Genomic DNA, 16,121 nt, shown 5'->3' on the forward strand with positions numbered 1-16,121 from the left:
GCGCATAAAAAAGAGAGGCCGGGATGTACATCTATCGCTTGGTCCTGCTTTTGGTCGTGGGGATCTATCTGTTTTCTCCCGCCATCATGGATTGGTGGATCGACGCTACGGGCGCCTGGTATCGCCCTTATCTGCTCTGGCTGATCCTGATTGTCGTGACCTTCATCCTGCAGAGCCAAAAAGATGCCGATGAGCTTTAGCCTGACCCAGATGATCCTGATCAGCGCTGCGTACCTGGCGGTGCTGTTCGGCGTTGCCTGGATCAGCGAACGGGGCATGATCCCGCGGGCGATCATTCGCCACCCACTGACCTACACCTTGTCGCTGGGGGTTTACGCCAGTGCGTGGGCGTTCTACGGCACGGTCGGCCTGGCCTATCAGTACGGCTACGGTTTTCTCTCCAGCTATCTCGGGGTCTCCGGCGCGTTTCTGCTGGCGCCGGTGTTGCTCTATCCGATCCTGAAAATCACCCGCACTTATCAACTGTCGTCGCTGGCGGATCTGTTTGCCTTCCGTTTTCGCAGCACCTGGGCCGGCGCACTGACGACGATATTCATGCTGATCGGCGTACTGCCGCTGCTGGCGTTGCAGATTCAGGCGGTGGCCGACTCTATCGGCATTCTCACCGGCGAGCCGATTCAGAGCCGCGTAGCGCTGGCGTTCTGTGCACTGATCATTCTGTTCACGATTTTCTTCGGCTCCCGGCATATCGCCACCCGCGAGAAGCACGAAGGGCTGGTGTTCGCGATTGCCTTCGAATCGGTGATCAAGCTGATCGCCCTCGGCGGCGTTGGCCTCTACGCGTTGTACGGCGTATTCGATGGCCCGCAACAGCTTGAGCTGTGGCTGCTGCAAAACCAAACCGCCCTCGCCGCGCTGCACACGCCATTGCAGGAAGGCCCGTGGCGCACACTACTACTGGTGTTCTTCGCCTCGGCGATCGTGATGCCGCATATGTATCACATGACCTTCACCGAGAATCTCAACCCGCGCTCACTGGTCAGCGCGAGCTGGGGCTTGCCGCTGTTCCTGCTGTTGATGAGTCTGGCGGTGCCGCTGATCCTTTGGGCCGGCCTGAAGCTGGGCGCCACCACCGACCCGGAATACTTCACCCTCGGCATCGGCATTGCCGCCAACAGCAAGCCGCTGGCCCTGCTGGCCTATGTCGGCGGATTGTCGGCCGCCAGTGGCCTGATCATCGTCACCACCCTGGCGCTGTCGGGCATGGCGCTGAACCACCTGGTGCTGCCGCTCTATCAGCCGCCGGCCGAAGGCAACATCTACCGCTGGCTGAAGTGGACCCGCCGCGCACTGATCGTCGCGATCATCATGGCCGGCTTCTGCTTCTACCTGATGCTCGGCGCCGGGCAGGACCTGGCCAACCTCGGCATCGTGGCCTTCGTCGCCACGTTGCAATTCTTGCCGGGCGTGTTGTCAGTGCTGTACTGGCCGACCGCCAACCGTCGCGGCTTCATTGCCGGTCTGCTGGCGGGGATTCTGGTCTGGGTGATCACCATGCTGTTGCCGCTGGTCGGTAATCTGCAGGGTTTCTACATCCCGCTGCTGAACATGATTTACGTGCTGGATGACACCAGCTGGCACATGGCGGCCATCGCGTCGCTGGCGGCCAACGTCTTGATGTTCACGCTGATCTCGCTATTCACCAACGCCAGCCCGGAAGAGGCTTCCGCAGCCGAAGCCTGCGCAGTGGATAACGTCCGTCGCCCGCAACGCCGGGAACTGCACGCCGCTTCGCCGCAGGAATTCGCCACGCAGTTGGCCAAACCGCTGGGCGCCAAGGCTGCGCAGAAAGAAGTCGAGCAGGCGCTGCGCGACCTTTATCTGCCGTTCGACGAACGTCGCCCCTATGCCTTGCGCCGTCTGCGCGATCGTATCGAAGCTAACCTTTCCGGCCTGATGGGCCCGAGTGTGGCGCAGGACATGGTCGAAACCTTCCTGCCGTACAAGGCCGGCGGTGAAAACTACGTCACCGAAGACATTCACTTCATCGAAAGCCGCCTCGAGGATTACCACTCGCGCCTGACAGGTCTGGCCGCCGAACTCGATGCCCTGCGCCGCTACCACCGCCAGACCTTGCAGGAATTGCCGATGGGCGTCTGCTCGCTGGCCAAGGATCAAGAGATCCTGATGTGGAACAAGGCTATGGAAGAGCTGACCGGCATCGCCGCGCAACGGGTGGTCGGCTCGCGCCTGAGCACCATCGGCAATCCGTGGAAAGAATTGCTGCAAGGTTTCATCAATCTGCCTGACGAACACTTGCACAAACAGCACCTGGCCCTCGACGGACAGACTCGCTGGCTGAACCTGCACAAAGCAGCGATTGATGAACCGTTGGCGCCGGGCAACAGCGGTCTGGTACTGCTGGTGGAAGATTTGACCGAAACGCAGATGCTCGAAGACAAACTGGTGCATTCCGAGCGGCTGGCCAGCATCGGTCGTCTCGCGGCCGGCGTCGCCCACGAAATCGGCAACCCGATCACCGGCATCGCCTGTCTGGCGCAGAACCTGCGCGAAGAACGCGAAGACGACGGCGAGTTGACCGAGATCAGCGGACAGATTCTTGAACAGACCAAACGCGTGTCACGCATCGTTCAGTCACTGATGAGTTTTGCCCATGCCGGCAGCCATCAGCACAGCGACGAGCCCGTTTGTCTGGCGGAAGTGGCGCAGGACGCCATCGGTCTGCTGGCCTTGAACCGGCGCAATTTCGAAGTGCAGTTCTACAATCTGTGCGACCCGGATCACTGGGTCGAAGGCGACCCGCAGCGGCTCGCACAGGTTTTGATCAATCTGCTCTCCAACGCCCGCGACGCCTCGCCGCCGCACAGTGCGGTACGGGTCAAGAGCGAAGCCGGCGAACACACGGTCGATCTGATCGTCGAGGACGAAGGCAGCGGTATTCCGAAGAACATCATGGATAGATTGTTCGAACCTTTCTTCACCACCAAGGATCCTGGCGAAGGCACCGGTCTGGGCCTTGCACTGGTCTATTCCATCGTTGAAGAGCATTATGGACAAATCACCATCGACAGCCCGGCTGATGTACAAAGCCAACGCGGCACCCGTATCCGGGTGACCTTACCGCGTCATGTCGAAGCGACGTCCGCTGTGAACTGAGACCGTCGAGAGTATCGAATCAATGCCGCACATTTTGATCGTCGAAGACGAAACAATTATCCGCTCCGCCTTGCGCCGCCTGCTGGAACGCAATCAGTACCAGGTCAGCGAAGCCGGTTCAGTGCAGGAAGCACAAGAACGCTTCACCATTCCTACGTTCGATCTGATCGTCAGCGATCTGCGCTTGCCGGGCGCCCCGGGCACCGAGCTGATCAAGCTCGGCCAAGGGACGCCGGTGCTGATCATGACCAGCTACGCCAGCCTGCGTTCGGCGGTCGACTCGATGAAGATGGGCGCGGTGGACTACATCGCCAAGCCTTTCGACCATGACGAAATGCTTCAGGCCGTCGCGCGGATCCTGCGTGATCGCCAATCGGCACCGGCTGCCGGCGAAGTGGTTGCCAGCAAACCGACCAATGGCAGCGGCAAATCCGCCGTTGACAACAGTAACGGCGAAATCGGCATCATCGGCTCCTGCCCGCCGATGCAGGATCTGTACAGCAAGATCCGCAAGGTCGCGCCAACCGATTCCAATGTATTGATTCAGGGTGAGTCCGGCACCGGTAAAGAACTGGTGGCCCGCGCCCTGCACAACCTGTCGAAGCGCGCCAAGGCACCGATGATCTCGGTGAACTGCGCGGCCATTCCGGAAAGCCTGATCGAGTCCGAACTGTTCGGTCACGAGAAAGGTGCGTTCACCGGCGCTAGCGCCGGTCGAGCCGGTCTGGTCGAAGCGGCGGACGGTGGCACGCTGTTCCTCGATGAAATCGGCGAACTGCCGCTGGAGGCCCAGGCCCGTCTGCTGCGCGTATTGCAGGAAGGCGAAATTCGCCGCGTCGGTTCGGTGCAGTCGCAGAAGGTTGATGTACGCCTGATCGCGGCGACTCACCGGGATCTGAAGAGTCTGGCGAAAATCGGCCAGTTCCGTGAAGACCTTTATTACCGTCTGCACGTGATTGCGCTGAAATTGCCGGCCCTGCGCGAGCGCGGCGCCGACGTCAACGAGATCGCCAATGCCTTCCTTGCTCGTCAGAGCGCACGCATCAACCGTACCGACCTGAAGTTTGCTGCCGATGCCGAACAGGCGATTCGGCACTATTCCTGGCCGGGTAACGTGCGTGAGCTGGAAAACGCGGTCGAGCGCGCGGTGATCCTGAGCGAAAGCCCGGAAATCTCCGCCGACCTGCTGGGCATCGACATCGAGCTGAGCGATCTGGAAGATGACGAGTTCATCGGTCTGCCGCCGCAAACCGCCGGCAATGCCAGCAACAGCAGCCACGAGCCGACCGAAGACCTGTCGCTGGAAGACTACTTCCAGCACTTCGTCCTCGAACATCAGGACCACATGACCGAGACCGAACTGGCGCGCAAACTGGGCGTCAGCCGCAAATGCCTGTGGGAACGCCGTCAGCGTCTGGGCATTCCACGGCGCAAGACCGGGGTCGCCAGCGAAAGCTGAACGTTACCTGTCGAGTGTGCGGGTAACGCTTGAAGATGTGAAAAAACTGTTACCTCAGTCTTGTCACGTAACAAAAGCCGGGGTTATCGGTAACGTAACCCCGGCTTTTTTTCGCCCCTCGAAAACGGTTATATCGACCTAACCCCTTGTTTTATTGGGTTTCGCAAAAGTTGGCACGGCACCTGCTATATGTTTAGTACAAGAACAATAACAAGCAATGCACAAGACAATAAAAATAAGACGAATCGACTCACGCACAATAAAAACAAGACGGCGAGAGGCGCAGCTAACTGATTCTTTTGGAGAGGCGTTGTATTTGGGGCTTGCCCCACGACCAGGCCGAGAACAACAAAAACTGTCCTAAGACAGAGCCTGTACTGGTTGGATCGAGAGATCACTGCAATTCAGCGACCAAAGCAATCCGTTTGCTCTTGGCTCCCGATTGGGAGGGTCATGAAGCGAAAGCCTCATGACGAGGGCACTCAACAAAAACAAGAAGCCCGAATCAATAATAAAAAGAGCACGCAACTACTTCTTGGGGAGCTTCGGCTCCCCTTGTAGTTTCTCCTCCGCAGCAAAATCCCCCATTTTTATCGCGCGCGATGCCTGTAGCCTGCGGCTTGCAGCTCAAATCGGCCGTGTCCTACACCATCCCCCGACTAAATGCTAGAATCTGCGCCCATCATGCGGTCATTCTTTGGTATGGCCGAACATTCCTTCAAACAGTGCATCCCATGCTGAAGAAGCTGTTCCAGTCATTCCGAACTCCCGTGCGTCGTACGCAACACATCCGCAGCACCCCTGAAGTGCTCAACAGCGGCCAACATTCGCTGCAGAAAACGCAATTCAGCCGCTACGCGGTGAATATCGTCGAACGCCTGCAAGGTGCCGGTTACCAGGCTTATCTGGTCGGCGGTTGCGTGCGTGACATGCTCCTGGGCATCACGCCCAAAGATTTCGACGTCGCCACCAGCGCCACCCCCGAGCAGGTCCGTGCCGAATTCCGCAATGCGCGGATCATCGGTCGCCGCTTCAAACTGGTGCACATCCATTTCGGTCGCGAAATCATCGAAGTCGCGACCTTCCGCGCCAATCACCCAGTCAACGAAGACGACGAAGACAGCAACCAGTCTTCGCGTAACGAGAGCGGGCGGATTCTGCGCGACAACGTTTACGGCACCCTGGAAGAAGACGCGCAACGCCGCGACTTCACCATCAACGCCTTGTATTACGATCCGGTCAGCGAGCGCATTCTCGACTACGCCAACGGCGTGCACGACATCCGCAATCATTTGATCCGCCTGATCGGCGATCCCAAGCAACGCTATCAGGAAGACCCGGTACGCATGCTGCGGGCCGTGCGTTTCGCTGCCAAGCTCAACTTCGGCATCGAAAAACACACCGTGCAGCCAATTCGCGAACTGGCGCCGATGCTGCGCGAGATCCCGTCAGCACGCCTGTTCGAAGAAGTGCTGAAACTGTTCCTCTCCGGACACGGCGCAATCACTTTCGAGATGCTGGTCGATCTGCAACTTTTCGCCCCGTTGTTCCCGGCCAGTGCCGACGCACTGGAACACAACCCGGAGTACACCCACACGCTGATCAGCGAAGCGCTGACCAACACCGACCTGCGCATCAAGCAGAACAAACCGGTGACCCCGGCGTTCCTGTTTGCCGCCTTGCTGTGGCCTGCCCTGCCGGCCCGGGTGTTGCGTCTGCAAGAACGTGGCATGCCCCCTATTCCTGCCATGCAGGAAGCGGCGCACGAGCTGATCGCCGAACAGTGCCAGCGCATCGCGATTCCAAAACGCTTCACCATGCCGATCCGCGAAATCTGGGACATGCAGGAACGCCTGCCACGCCGCAGCGGCAAACGCGCCGACCTGTTGCTGGACAATCCGCGTTTCCGCGCCGGTTACGACTTCCTGCTGTTGCGTGAAAGCGCCGGCGAGCAGACCGATGGTCTGGGCGAATGGTGGACGGATTATCAGGACGGCAACGACAGCGAACGCCGCGACATGATCCGCGACCTCAGCGGCAAGGGTGATGATGCCAGTGGCGCGCCACGCAAGCGTCGACGCAGCAGCGGTTCCAAGCGCAAACGCGCCGGTGCACCGAGCGCTACGGGCGAGTAAGGCATGGAACGCATCTACATCGGCATGGGCAGCAACCTCGCTGACCCGGCCGAACAATTGCGCAGCGCGCTCGACGCGCTGGAGCAATTGCCGCAGACCACCCTTGCCGGCGTTTCCGCCTTTTATCAAAGCGACTCGTTGCTGCCGGGCCAGCCGCGTTATACCAACGCCGTTGCAGCGCTCGACAGCGATCTTGCGCCGCTGGATCTGCTCGATGCCTTGCAAGCCATCGAGAATGATCAAGGCCGCGAGCGCCTGGAGCGCTGGGGCCCGCGCACACTGGATCTGGACATTCTGCTGTTCGGTGATCGATTGATCGATGAGCCGCGACTGAAAGTCCCGCACTATCAGATTCAGGAACGCGCCTTCGTGCTCTATCCCCTTGCCGAACTGGCGCCGCAAGATCTGCGTCTTGCCGATGACCGGACCCTCACCGATCTGCTGGCAGCCTGCCCGTTCGTCGGCCTCGAACGCCTCCCCCACCCCTGACACCCATTTCCCTTGGGTGCAGGATTTTGTCGGACAAAAAGCCTTGAATCAGGCCAGCCGCGCCGCTGAATCGCATCAGTAACGCCGGTAACACTCCCTGCGTAACAATGCGGTAACACACGCAATTGACTTCCTGTTGGCTCATCACGACTATAGGCGTCCCGCTGCCGCCAACCCGGCACATACGGGCGCAATCCAGGCCTTATAAGCACGACAAAAGAGCGTGCGCCTGAATAGATGACGAATCACGCGCGTTACTCGCAGTAGTTTCCAAAGCGCCTGAACGAGGATTTTTTACATGCCAGCCATCACCCTGACCACGCTCCAGAGCCTCAAGCAGAAAGGTGAAAAGATCACCATGCTGACCTGCTATGACGCGACCTTCGCCCACGCCTGCAACGAGGCCGGTGTCGAAGTGCTGCTGGTGGGCGACTCCCTCGGCATGGTCCTGCAAGGTCACGACAGTACTTTGCCGGTGACCACCGCAGAAACGGCCTACCACGTCGCCTGCGTCAAACGTGGCAACAGCGACGCCCTGATCCTCGCCGATCTGCCGTTCATGGCCAATGCCACCCTTGAACAAACCATGACCAACAGCGCCATGCTGATGCAGGCCGGCGCGCACATGATCAAGGTTGAAGGCGCGTTGTGGCTGGCCGAGTCGATCCGTCTGCTCGCCGAACGCGGTATCCCGGTCTGCGCGCACATGGGCCTGACCCCGCAAGCAGTGAACATTCTCGGTGGCTATAAAGTGCAGGGCCGCAACGAAAATCAGGCGCGGCAGATGCGTGCTGACGCGATTTCGCTGGAGCAGGCTGGCGCGGCAATGCTGCTGCTCGAATGCGTGCCGAGTGAACTGGCCGCTGAAATCAGTCAGGCCGTGAAAATCCCGGTCATCGGTATCGGCGCCGGCAACGCCACCGACGGTCAAGTCCTGGTACTGCACGACATGCTCGGCCTGTCGATCACCGGCCGCGTGCCGAAGTTCGTGAAGAACTTCATGAATGGCCAGGACAGCATCCAGTCCGCGCTTAAGGCATACGTCAGCGAAGTCAAAGCCACCACGTTCCCAGGCATCGAACACGGATTCTCTGCATGAACACCGTCAAAACCGTACGCGAACTGCGCGCCGCCGTAGCCCGCGCCCGTAGCGAAGGCAAGCGCATCGGCTTCGTGCCGACCATGGGCAACCTGCACAGCGGCCATGTCGCGCTGATCACCAAAGCCTCGCAACGCGTGGACTTCGTGGTGGCGAGCATTTTCGTCAACCCGCTGCAATTCGGTGCCGGCGAAGACCTCGACAAATACCCGCGCACCCTTGCAGCGGATCAGGAAAAACTGCTGGAAGCTGGTTGCGACCTGTTGTTCGCGCCGACAGTTGAAGAGATGTATCCCGACGGCATGACCGGGCAGACCCGGGTCAGCGTGCCGCAACTCTCCGAAGGTCTGTGCGGCGCCAGTCGTCCGGGACACTTTGAAGGTGTTGCGACGGTGGTCAGCAAACTGTTCAACATGGTTCAGCCGGATCTGGCGATTTTCGGCCAGAAGGACTTCCAGCAACTGGCCGTGATCCGCGCGCTGGTGCATGACCTGAATATGCCGATCCAGATCATCGGCGAGCCGACCGTGCGTGCCGCCGATGGCCTCGCGCTGTCGTCGCGTAACGGCTTCCTCAGCGAAGAACAACGTGCCGTGGCCCCGGTGGTTTACCGCAGCCTGAACGCGATTGCCGAGTCGATCAAACACGGGGAACGCGATTTCCCGGCGTTGATCAGTGCACAGTTGCAAGCGCTGGAAGCCGCGGGCCTGCGTCCGGACTATCTGGAAATTCGCCATGCGCTGACCTTGCGGCCGGCTGTGGCTGAAGATCGTGATCTGGTGATTCTGGTGGCAGCGTTCCTGGGCACCACGCGGTTGATCGATAACCTGCACCTGAATCTCGATAGCGCTGTCTAAAAAACACCGCAATACCCCCTGTAGGAGTGAGCCTGCTCGCGATGAGGGCCTGACTTTCGACATCAACGTTGAATGACAGTCCGCTATCGCGAGCGGACTCACTCCTACAGTGCTTTTCAGCGTCCTGAAAATTGCATTTCAAGCCATATTGCCGCCCTCAAAGCCTTCGGGCACACTGCCCGCCGTTCGATTCCAACCCGGGAAACCCTCATGCACGCCATCATGCTCAAGGCCAAACTGCACCGCGCCGAAGTCACTCACGCCGTGCTCGATTACGAAGGTTCGTGCGCCATTGATGGGGAGTGGCTGGACCTGTCCGGCATCCGTGAGTACGAACAGATCCAGATTTATAACGTCGACAATGGCGAGCGCTTTACCACTTACGCCATCCGTGGCGAAGAAGGTTCACGCATGATCTCGGTCAATGGTGCCGCCGCGCACAAGGCCAAGGTCGGCGACCGGGTGATCATTTGCGCTTACGCCCATTACAGCGAAGCGGAACTGCTGAATTTCAAGCCGCGCATGCTCTACATGGCACCTGGCAATGAGCTGAGCCATACCAGCAACGCCATCCCGGTTCAGGTCGCCTGAGCCGCTGAGCATCCAGCTCACCTTCCGTTGGTCGGCCCGTTCCCGGTATCAATGTTAAAAAAGTACAGGGAACGGGTCAGACAAAGTCAAGACAGAACGCAGCGCGAGGTTTACTGTATTCGCCCTGTGTCCAGAAACCGAGGCGACACAGTTGGCCCATGCCCAATCATGGCGTGCTGGTCTGTACCGTGTTCAAAAGGCCGTTCAAGTAAAAAGGAAAACCGCAGCGATGGCGTACTACCGCACTCCTCACGACGTTACCGCTCTGCCTGCCTGGCAAGCGTTGAAAGATCACCGCCAAGCCATGCAGGATTTCAGCATGCGCGAAGCCTTCAACGCCGATCCGCAGCGCTTCAATCAGTTCACCCTCAGCAGCTGCGGGCTGTTTCTCGATTATTCGAAGAATTTGATCAACGCCGAGACCCGCAATCTGCTGGTGGGTCTGGCTAACGAAGTTGATTTGAAAGGCGCGATCAAAGCGCTGTTCGACGGCGAAATCGTCAACGCCTCCGAAGGTCGCCCGGCGCTGCACACCGCCCTGCGCCGCCCGGTCGGCGACAAGCTTTCGGTCAACGGCGTCAACGTGATGCCGGAAGTGCATAAAGTGTTGAACCAGATCACCGATCTGGTCGGCCGCATCCACGACGGTCTGTGGCGTGGTTACACCGAGAAGCCGATCACTGACGTGGTCAACATCGGCATCGGTGGCTCGTTCCTCGGCCCTGAGCTGGTGTCCGAAGCACTGCTGTCGTACGCGCAGAAAGGCGTACGTTGCCACTATCTGGCGAACATCGACGGCAGCGAGTTCCACGAGCTGACGCAAAAACTGCGCGCCGAAACCACGCTGTTCATCGTTTCGTCGAAGTCGTTCAATACCCTCGAAACCCTGAAGAACGCTCAAGCCGCACGCGCCTGGTACCTGGCTCAGGGCGGCTCGGAAGCCGAGCTGTATCGTCACTTCATCGCCGTGTCGAGCAACAATGCGGCAGCCATCGCGTTCGGTATCCGCGAAGAAAACATCTTCCCGATGTGGGACTGGGTAGGCGGCCGTTACTCGCTGTGGTCGGCCATCGGTCTGCCAATTGCTCTGGCCATCGGCATGTCCAACTTCAAGGAACTGCTGTCCGGTGCCTACACCATGGACCAGCATTTCCAGACCGCGCCGTTCGAACAGAACATGCCGGTGCTGCTGGCGCTGCTCGGTGTCTGGTACGGCAATTTCTGGGGTGCGCAAAGCCACGCGATCCTGCCGTACGACCACTACCTGCGCAACATCACCAAGCACTTGCAGCAGCTGGACATGGAATCCAACGGCAAGAGCGTGCGTCAGGACGGCACCTCGGTGTCGACCGATACCGGTCCGGTGATCTGGGGCGGTGTCGGCTGCAATGGTCAGCACGCTTACCACCAGTTGCTGCACCAAGGCACCCAACTGATCCCGGCCGACTTCATTGTGCCGATCGTCAGCTTCAACCCGGTGTCCGACCACCATCAGTGGTTGTACGCCAACTGCCTGTCGCAGAGTCAGGCGCTGATGCTCGGCAAGACCCTGCCGGAAGCCGAGCAGGAACTGCGCGACAAAGGCATGAGCGAAGAGCAGGTGCACAAACTCGCACCGCACAAGGTGATCCCGGGCAACCGTCCGAGCAACACCCTTGTGGTTGAGCGCATCAGCCCACGCCGTCTTGGCGCGCTGGTGGCCATGTATGAACACAAAGTGTTCGTGCAAAGCGTGGTCTGGGGCATCAATGCCTTCGACCAATGGGGCGTGGAGTTGGGCAAAGAGCTGGGCAAAGGCGTTTACAACCGTCTGGTCGGCAGCGATGAAACCACTGCTGATGATCCGTCCACCCAAGGCCTGATCAACTACTTCCGCGGTCGTCACCGCGGGTAATTGGATGTCTCTGCCCACAGGATTTGGCCCAACCCAAATCCTGTGGGCAATCAAAATCCCTTGTAGGAGTGAGCCTGCTAGCGATCGCGGTGTATCAGTCAGCATTGATGTTGAATGACACACCGCTATCGCGAGCAGGCTCACTCCTACAGTTGTTTTGGGGTGCATTCGAAATCAGCTTCAGTCATCGGATTCCGAATCCGGCTTGAACCTGTCGACCGCTCGGCGCATCTTTATTCTTCGCACAACAAGAATAAGGAACCGTCATGTTCGATATCAGCACGTTCCCCAAAGCCGATGCCGTCCGCCGGGCTGCTCAGTTGAGTCAGGACGATTACCGACGCCTGTACCGCGAATCCATTGAACACCCCAGCACTTTCTGGGCCGAACAGGCCACGCGCTTCCTCGACTGGAGCACGCCATGGCAGACCGTCCAGCGCTACGACCTGAAAACCGGTGAAGCGGTCTGGTTTGCCGGCGGCCAGCTCAACGTCAGTTACAACTGCATCGACCGCCACCTCGAACAACGCGGCGATCAGACCGCCCTGCTCTGGGAGGGCGATGACCCGGCCGAATCGGCGCAAATCACCTACCGAAAACTCCACCATCACGTCTGCCGACTGGCCAACGTGCTGAAAAGCCGTGGCGTGAAGAAAGGCGACCGGGTGTGCATCTACATGCCGATGATCCCCGAGGCCGCTTACGCCATGCTCGCCTGCGCGCGGATCGGCGCGATCCATTCGGTGGTGTTCGGTGGTTTCTCCCCGGATTCACTGCGTGACCGCATCCTCGATGCCGACTGCCGCACCGTGATCACCGCCGACGAAGGCGTGCGCGGCGGCAAGTTCGTACCGCTGAAAAGCAATGTCGACAAAGCCCTGCAAAGTTGCCCGGACGTCAGCACCGTGGTGGTGGTCGAGCGCAGTCAAGGCAAAGTCGACTGGGTCGAAGGCCGCGACCTCTGGTATCACCAGGCCGTGCGCGATGTCAGCGATGATTGCCCACCAGAGCCGATGGACGCCGAAGACCCGCTGTTCATCCTCTACACCTCTGGCAGCACCGGCAAACCCAAAGGGGTGTTGCACACCACCGGCGGCTACCTGCTGCAAGCAGCGATGACCTTCAAATACGTGCTCGATTACCGCGACGGCGAAGTGTTCTGGTGTACCGCCGATGTCGGCTGGGTCACCGGCCACAGCTACATCGTCTATGGCCCGCTGGCCAATGGCGCGACCACATTGATGTTCGAAGGCGTGCCGAGCTATCCGAGCAGCTCGCGATTCTGGCAGGTGATCGACAAACACAAGGTCAACATTTTCTACACCGCCCCCACTGCCCTGCGTGCGTTGATGCGTGAAGGTGCCGAACCGTTGAAGGAAACGTCGCGCGCCAGCCTCAGATTACTCGGCAGCGTCGGTGAGCCGATCAACCCGGAAGCGTGGGAATGGTATTTCAACGTGGTCGGCGAACAGCGCTGCCCCATCGTCGATACCTGGTGGCAGACCGAGACCGGCGGCATCATGCTCAGCCCGCTGGTCAGCGCACAAAGGATCAAACCGGGTTGCGCCACCCAACCGATGTTTGGCGTGCAGCCTGTGCTGCTTGATGAACACGGCAAGGAAATCAAAGGTGCCGGCAGCGGCGTGCTAGCGATCAAATCCAGCTGGCCGGCACAGATTCGCAGTGTGTACGGCGACCCGCAACGAATGGTCGACACCTATTTCAAACCTTATCCCGGCTACTACTTCACCGGTGATGGCGCGCGGCGCGATGAGGACGGCGATTACTGGATCACCGGGCGTATCGACGACGTGATCAACGTTTCCGGGCATCGCATCGGCACGGCCGAGGTGGAAAGCGCGCTGGTGCTGCACGACAGCATCGCCGAAGCCGCCGTGGTCGGTTATCCACACGACGTCAAAGGCCAGGGCATCTACGCCTTTGTCACACCAATGAACGGTGCCGAACCGAATGACGAATTGAAGAAAGAATTGCTCGCCCACGTCAGCAAGGAAATCGGCAGCTTCGCCAAACCGGACCTGATCCAGTGGGCCCCGGCCTTGCCGAAAACCCGTTCAGGCAAGATCATGCGCCGCATCTTGCGCAAGATTGCCTGCAATGAGCTCGACAGCCTTGGCGATACCTCGACCCTGGCCGATCCGAGCGTGGTGCAGGGCCTGATCGACACGCGCCTCAATCAGTAACATCCGGGTGCGGCCAAATAGCCGCGCCCGCCCCTCATTAATGAGTGCCATGGAATTTATCCGCAGCCGTATCGAAAACCAGCTCATGAGCCTGACCGGTCTGTCCCTCGGTCAGCTCGATCTGGAAAACCCCAAGGGCGATCCCGGCCTGTTCGGCCCTGACTCGATCAGTTGGCAGGTGCACGGCGATTTCAGCAGCATGCTGATCGGCGGCATCAGCGCATTGTTGCTGCAAGCCCTGCATCCGCTGGCGCTGGCCGGGGTCTGGGACCATTCGAATTTTCGTCAGGACATGCTCGGGCGCCTGCGCCGTACCAGCCAGTTTGTTTCCGGCACCACTTTCGGCTCGCGCCGCGACGCCGACTGGCTGATCGAGAAGGTTCGCACCATTCACCTGCAAGTGGTCGGCACCGCGCCCGATGGTCGGCCCTACGCGGCCAGCGATCCGGATCTGCTGACATGGGTGCATGTGGCGGAAGTCAGCAACTTCCTTGCCGCGCATTTGCGTTATCGCAATCCGCAGTTGTCAGGGGCGGACCAGGATCGGTACTACGCGGAAATCGCCGTGGTCGCCGAGCGTCTGGGCGCACGCGATGTGCCGAAGTCTCGGCTAGCCGTGGCGGATTATCTGCAACGCATGCGCCCGCAGTTGCTGTGCGATGAACGCAGCCGGGAAGTCCTGCGCTTGTTGCTCGACGCGCCGGCACCGAGCGTTCTGGCGCGACCGTTTGGCGATTTGATGATGAAGGCTGGCATTGATCTGCTGCCGGACTGGGCCAGCGACATGCTCGAGGTCCGCCAGAGTTCGCTGCAACGCCAACTGATCCGCGCCAGCGTCAAACGCAGCGCGCCGATGCTGCGTTGGGCGATGCGCAATGGTTCGGTGCAGCGGGCCAAACGCCGAATGGGCTTGATCACCTGAAAGCATCGCGAGCAGGCTCACTCCTACAGGAGATTCGTATGCAACATATATCCCTTGCAGGAGTGAGCCTGCTCGCGATGGTAGCCACTCGATTGCCCGCCAAGCTGCTAAACTCCCGCGCCCCAATTCTCACCAGCAAGGCGCCCGCATGTCTTCCTTGAATCAGGCGCTGCGCGCCGCCCTCGATCAACGCCAGGACTTGCTTGCCGAACTGCACAGCCAGGGCACCGACTGCTATCGACTGTTCCACGGCAGTCAGGAAGGCGCTGGTGGTCTGACCATCGACCGCTATGGTCCGCAACTGCTGGTGCAAAGCTTTCACCAGACGCTGGAGCGTGACGATCTGCTGCAATTGCATGCCATCGTCAACCAGACTCTGGGTTTCGAAACCCTGCTGGTCTACAACGATCGTTCCCGTGGCAACTCGCGTATTGACCGTGAAGACACCGTCTACCGCGCCGACGACGCGGCGCTGGCCGATCTGGTCGGTCACGAATGGGGCCTCAACTACCGCGTACGCGGGCGCCATGCCGGGCAGGATCCGCTGCTGTTCCTTGACCTGCGAAACACCCGCGGCTGGGTCAAGGAGCACGCCAAGGGCAAATCCGTCCTCAACCTGTTTGCCTACACCTGTGGCGTTGGCCTCAGTGCGGCGGCCGGTGGCGCACGCGAGGTGTGCAACCTGGATTTTGCCGAAGGCAATCTGGCGGTCGGTCGCGAAAACGGTCAGCTCAACCCGCAACTGCCGGAGATGCAATTCATCCAGTCCGACTACTTCCCGGCAATCCGCCAGCTTGCCGGCCTGCCGATCAGTCAGCGACGCGGGCAGAAACTGCCGAGCTATCTACGCCTCGAACAGCGGCAATATGATCTGGTGTTGCTCGATCCGCCGGCCTGGGCCAAGAGTGCGTTCGGCACCGTAGATCTGCTGCGCGATTATCAGAGCCTGCTGAAACCGGCCTTGTTGACCACCGCTGACAACGGCGTGCTGATCTGCTGCAACAACTTGGCAAAAGTCAGCATGGATGACTGGCGTGAGCAGGTGCTGCGCTGCGCGGAGAAGGCCGGGCGCCCGGTGCGCGAATGGAGCGTGATGACCCCGGGCGCGGATTTCCCGTCCATGGATCAACAACCGCCACTGAAAACCCTCATCCTCCAGCTCTGACCAAAAGCTGGCAACGGCGCACAACCTGTGGGAGCTGGCTTGCCAGCGATTGCGGTGGATCAGACGACATCCCTGTCGAATGAAATGCCCACATCGCTGGCAAGCCAGCTCCCACAGTGTTTTGCACTATCGGAGAAGAATCTGAACAATCCTGTGCCACGCCAGGTA

12 protein-coding genes are annotated in these 16,121 nt (G+C 59.8%); all 12 read left to right on the forward strand.

Annotated elements, in window-relative coordinates; translation table 11 throughout:
• Positions 1–23: 23 nt before the first annotated feature.
• The 12 genes from KI231_RS24980 (at position 24) to KI231_RS25035 (ending at position 15,953) form a co-directional block, all read left to right on the forward strand.
• The gene (locus tag KI231_RS24980; RefSeq protein WP_003176118.1) at positions 24–200 is read left to right on the forward strand and encodes a hypothetical protein; all 177 of its coding nucleotides are present in this window, start codon (positions 24–26) and stop codon (positions 198–200) included.
• Positions 184–3,138, forward strand: a complete 2,955-nt coding sequence (locus tag KI231_RS24985) for a sensor histidine kinase (protein ID WP_177431457.1) — start codon at positions 184–186, stop codon at positions 3,136–3,138. The genes KI231_RS24980 and KI231_RS24985 overlap by 17 nt, the downstream gene beginning before the upstream one ends.
• A gap of 22 nt (positions 3,139–3,160) precedes the next feature.
• A complete protein-coding gene (locus tag KI231_RS24990; RefSeq protein WP_103306552.1) occupies positions 3,161–4,597 on the forward strand; it encodes a sigma-54-dependent transcriptional regulator in 1,437 nt (478 codons plus the stop codon).
• A 734-nt stretch (positions 4,598–5,331) separates the two neighbouring features.
• Positions 5,332–6,732 carry a polynucleotide adenylyltransferase PcnB gene (locus KI231_RS24995; RefSeq protein ID WP_103306550.1) on the forward strand — a complete coding sequence of 467 codons (1,401 nt, stop codon included), beginning with the start codon at positions 5,332–5,334 and terminating at the stop codon, positions 6,730–6,732.
• Between the two features lie 3 nt (positions 6,733–6,735).
• Positions 6,736–7,221 (forward strand): 2-amino-4-hydroxy-6-hydroxymethyldihydropteridine diphosphokinase, encoded by a 486-nt coding sequence (gene folK, locus KI231_RS25000; protein WP_213026609.1) that lies wholly within the window; start codon positions 6,736–6,738, stop codon positions 7,219–7,221.
• Between the two features lie 298 nt (positions 7,222–7,519).
• Complete coding sequence (panB, locus tag KI231_RS25005) at positions 7,520–8,320, forward strand: 3-methyl-2-oxobutanoate hydroxymethyltransferase (protein ID WP_103306547.1); 801 nt, start codon at positions 7,520–7,522, stop codon at positions 8,318–8,320.
• Positions 8,317–9,177: a pantoate--beta-alanine ligase gene (gene panC / locus KI231_RS25010; RefSeq protein WP_213026610.1), complete on the forward strand. Its 861-nt coding sequence runs from the start codon at positions 8,317–8,319 to the stop codon at positions 9,175–9,177. Before panB ends, panC begins: the two co-directional genes overlap by 4 nt.
• Positions 9,178–9,387: 210 nt before the next feature.
• Positions 9,388–9,768 carry an aspartate 1-decarboxylase gene (panD, locus tag KI231_RS25015; RefSeq protein WP_003228271.1) on the forward strand — a complete coding sequence of 127 codons (381 nt, stop codon included), beginning with the start codon at positions 9,388–9,390 and terminating at the stop codon, positions 9,766–9,768.
• 229 nt (positions 9,769–9,997) lie between these two features.
• Complete coding sequence (gene pgi, locus KI231_RS25020) at positions 9,998–11,662, forward strand: glucose-6-phosphate isomerase (RefSeq protein WP_103306545.1); 1,665 nt, start codon at positions 9,998–10,000, stop codon at positions 11,660–11,662.
• A 266-nt stretch (positions 11,663–11,928) separates the two neighbouring features.
• Complete coding sequence (gene acs, locus KI231_RS25025) at positions 11,929–13,866, forward strand: acetate--CoA ligase (RefSeq protein WP_213026611.1); 1,938 nt, start codon at positions 11,929–11,931, stop codon at positions 13,864–13,866.
• Positions 13,867–13,915: 49 nt separating this feature from the next.
• Entirely contained in the window at positions 13,916–14,788 is an 873-nt protein-coding gene (locus KI231_RS25030; protein ID WP_213026612.1) for an oxygenase MpaB family protein, read from the forward strand.
• A 148-nt stretch (positions 14,789–14,936) separates the two neighbouring features.
• Complete coding sequence (locus tag KI231_RS25035) at positions 14,937–15,953, forward strand: class I SAM-dependent rRNA methyltransferase (RefSeq protein WP_103306541.1); 1,017 nt, start codon at positions 14,937–14,939, stop codon at positions 15,951–15,953.
• Positions 15,954–16,121 lie beyond the last annotated feature (168 nt).

The sequence above is a fragment of the Pseudomonas sp. Seg1 genome, assembly GCF_018326005.1.
GTDB lineage: Bacteria > Pseudomonadota > Gammaproteobacteria > Pseudomonadales > Pseudomonadaceae > Aquipseudomonas.